Source organism: Mesorhizobium sp. M7A.F.Ca.CA.003.01.2.1 (assembly GCF_003998945.1).
GTDB classification, from domain to species: Bacteria; Pseudomonadota; Alphaproteobacteria; order Rhizobiales; family Rhizobiaceae; genus Mesorhizobium; species Mesorhizobium ciceri.
Genome location: NZ_RZRA01000823.1, coordinates 1 through 2,571, shown reverse-complemented (window position 1 = coordinate 2,571; position 2,571 = coordinate 1). Strand labels below are relative to the sequence as shown.

The window sequence follows — 2,571 nt, the reverse complement described above, 5'->3', positions numbered from 1 at the left end:
CCGCAATGCTCATCGCCATCGGGCTGGCATCGCTGGTCGTGGCGCTTCTCGCACTGCCGGCGGAGACGATCGGCACCCGCTTTGGCGGTATACCGCGCAGCCTGCAAATGCCCGCTTTGCCGCCGATCAGCCTGGACAGGATGATTGACGTGCTGCCGGATGCCATTGCCTTCGCCTTGCTGGGCGCCATCGAATCGCTGCTTTCGGCGGTGGTCGCCGACGGGATGACGGGCCGCCGGCATCGTTCCAACTGCGAACTGGTGGCGCAAGGCTTCGCCAACATCGCATCCGCCCTGTTCGGCGGCATCTGCGCCACCGGCACCATCGCCCGCACGGCGACCAATGTGCGGGCCGGCGCCCACGGACCGGTTTCGGGCATCGTCCACTCCGCCATCCTGCTCGCCTTGATGTTGGTGGCGGCGCCGCTCGCCAGCTATATCCCGCTCGCCGCCCTGGCCGGCGTGCTGGCGGTCGTGTGCTGGAATATGTTCGAGAAACAGGCCTTCGCCACCTTGCTGCGTGCCTCGCGCGGCGATGCGCTGGTGCTGATGGCGACCTTTCTGCTCGTCATCTTCCGCGATCTCACCGAAGGCATCGTCGTCGGCTTCGTGCTGGGGTCGATCCTGTTCATCGACCGCATGGCCAAGTCGATTGCGGTCGAGGCCGATCAGCCGCTGGTGCAGGAGGATGTCGCCGACAGCACCAAGGCCTACGATGCCAGCGAGGCGACCGACGCCGACACCGTCGTCTATCGCATTTCGGGCGCCTTCTTCTTCGGCGCCGCATCGACCGTCGGCACCGTGCTCGACCGCATAGCCGACCAGCGCAGGAACTTCATCCTCGACTGCTCGGCCGTACCGTTCTTCGATTCGACGGCGGCCAACGTCATCGAAGGCGCCGCCCACAAGGCGAAACGCGCCGGTGTCCGCTTCATCATATCGGGTGCCGCGCCGCAGATCCGACGCATGCTGATCACCCACGGCGTCAAGCGCCCGCTGGTGACCTACGCCGCCTCGATCAAGGATGCGCGGGCGCAGCTGAAAGGGAAGCTGGAGGCGGGGTAGGGGCCGGGATTTGCCGGCCGGTGGCCATAGTCAGGACAAGGTGTCCACCTGTTGAATGCCAACTTCTTGACGTTGAGCTGACTCACGCACGGCGCGACGTGAACAACCGCACTGCGCCTCTTTTTGGTCATTTCGAGAACCAACCTCCGATTCCGAAAGCTGGCATCCATCCACGTTGCGCCGCCAATGCTCAATCCTCGGTGAGCATGAAGCGATCCTGTAATCGAATTATTGACGAAATATCGTTATAGATTCTATTATATCCCCAAGTGAGGTATCCCATGCTCTACAAGCTAGAGGTCGAAAACTTCTTCTCCATCCGCGATCCGCAGGTGCTCGACCTGTCGGTGGATGGAAAAGTGCCCGATCCTGAAGGCCGTTATGCCCCCATCTTCGAGGGTGCGGACGTGCGCGCGCCGAAGGTCGTCGCCCTCTATGGCGCGAACGCCTCGGGTAAAACGACGGTGCTGCGCGCGCTCGAATTCGTCGTGACGATGATCCGCGACAGCGTAGCGCGCACGGTGCCAGGCTTCGCTGGCATCGAGCGGTTCAACGACGTGGAACCCGGCAGTCGGCCGATCCGGTTCGCGATCGAGCTGGGCGGCATCATAAACCTGACGCCGGAAGTCTTTCAGCGCGCCACGAGCGGCGAAAAGGTCGAGCAAGGCACTTACCGCTACGAACTGGAAATCGAACTCAAAGAAGGGCTCGCGGTGCGGATCGCGTCCGAGTCGCTGCGCCAGAGGCCGAACGGCCAAGGGAAATGGCAGCGCGTCTATGAGCGCGATGCCGAGGGCAAGGTGAAGGACTCTAAAACCTTCAGCCTCTCGGGCTTCCAGCACCTCGTGAAGACGCTCGCCGGCAATCACACGGTGCTGTCATCATTCGCGAAATTCCAGCACCCGACCGCGCAGCTTCTTGTGGATACGGCGCGCAAGGCCTTCTTCCAAATTGAGCCTGTGCACTCCTTCGTCGATCGCGACGTGATCGACTATCTAAAGAACCAGCCCAACGTCGTCTCGCGGCTGAAGGATGAGCTAAGCCGCATAGATGTGGGTGTGGAAGGGATGCGCTTTCAGCATACGGACAACGGGCCGCTGCTGCTGTTTAAGCACGCGGGTCTTGCGGTCGAAATGCCTTGGCTGATGGAAAGCCACGGCACGCGGGCCTTTATCAAGATGTTCCCTTTCATCATGAGCGCACTCGATACCGGCGGGATCGCCGCGATCGACGAAATGGACGCGGCCATTCACCCGAACATGCTGCCCGAGCTGGTGCGCTGGTTCTATGCGGCCTCGGGACGTAACAAGTTCGACGCGCAGCTATGGCTCTCCTGCCATTCGGCCTCGCTGCTCGATGACCTCAACAAGGAGGAAATCGTGATCTGCGAGAAGGACCGGCAGGGCCGCAGCCACCTTTACAGCCTCATGGACGTGAAGGTGCGCCGCGACGAGAACCATTACCGCAAATATCTGAGCGGTGCATACGGCGGGGGTCCACACCTCGG

The 2,571-nt window shown here is 62.1% G+C and carries 2 protein-coding genes; both read left to right on the top strand.

The genetic code is table 11. From position 1 onward, the window contains the following. Positions 1–1,064, top strand: a 1,064-nt coding sequence (locus EN969_RS26160) for a SulP family inorganic anion transporter (protein ID WP_164758496.1), incomplete at its 5' end; no start/stop codon positions are given. Positions 1,065–1,345: 281 nt separating this feature from the next. Next, a partial coding sequence (locus tag EN969_RS26155; RefSeq protein WP_127419519.1) for an ATP-binding protein occupies positions 1,346–2,571 on the top strand: 1,226 nt, incomplete at its 3' end.